The organism is Vibrio sp. 1078-1, assembly GCF_033340475.1.
Map to the genome: position 1 here is coordinate 1 of NZ_JAWOWM010000149.1, position 895 is coordinate 895.

Annotated in this window: 1 protein-coding gene and 1 pseudogene; both read right to left on the reverse strand. The window is 44.9% G+C overall.

Features of this window, described 5'->3' with window-relative positions; genetic code table 11:
• Positions 1-184 (reverse strand): annotated as a pseudogene (locus R7190_RS26230) (Crp/Fnr family transcriptional regulator); the annotation flags it as partial.
• 108 nt (positions 185-292) lie between these two features.
• On the reverse strand, positions 293-895 hold a 603-nt coding region (locus R7190_RS26235), incomplete at its 5' end, for a 5'-nucleotidase C-terminal domain-containing protein (protein ID WP_318137721.1).

Sequence of the window (895 nt, forward strand, 5' to 3'; positions counted from 1 at the left end):
CTGTGAGATAGCTTGCGTGACATAACCCTTCCAGAATGAAGTAGATGTGAGAACTAAATTCACCTTGATGGCTAAGAATGTGCCTAGTGGGTAATTCTAACTCTTGTCCATAGACCATGAGTTGTGAGGCTTCGTCTTCTGAAAAGCCATGTTGAGTGAGATCGAAAAATACGTCGTTTTGCATGAAGGTTATCTGCAGTGAAAGGGTTAGCGCATTTGAACTATCTTAACTGCTTTGCGCAGCAACAAAAAGCGGCTCACTGAGAAGCCGCTAGTTTGAGCATGGAGTCGCTTATTTGTTTAAATCGATCTGATAAATCGCAAAGCCCACTTCGTCAGTTGCGACGCGTTTCATCGGGTATTGGCCTTTGTCTTGGCTAAACTTCGAAGCTTTTTCGCTCGGTGAGGTTTCAAAGCGAATATCCAGTTTTTTGTCTGACTTAATTGGTGCGAACGACCAGTTATTGTCAGCGCTTGGCGTGACTTCGCCTTTTTCCTCACTGACGCGAGAAATGTACGCAGCAACCACAGAACGGTTTTCGTCTGGAGAGTCAAATGCAATGAAGTCCGGACCCGTGCCAGGGAAGGTATTGCTGTACGCGCGGTAATTGTTAGTCGCAATGATGAAATCTTGTTTCGGATCAACTGGTTTACCATTGAAAGTCAGATTCACGATACGCTGGGAGTCCGGATTAATGACTTTACATTTCGCGTTGTACTTCGGTGGCTGAGTGATGTCGATTTGGTATTCCACACCATCAATCACGTCAAAGTTGTACGTACGGAAGTTATCCCAATCAATTAACGATTGTGGCTGAGTCGTATTGACATCAATATGCTTGAATTGGCCCGCGCTGCACTCTAGCCATTCATGTACTTCTTTGCCTTTCACCTT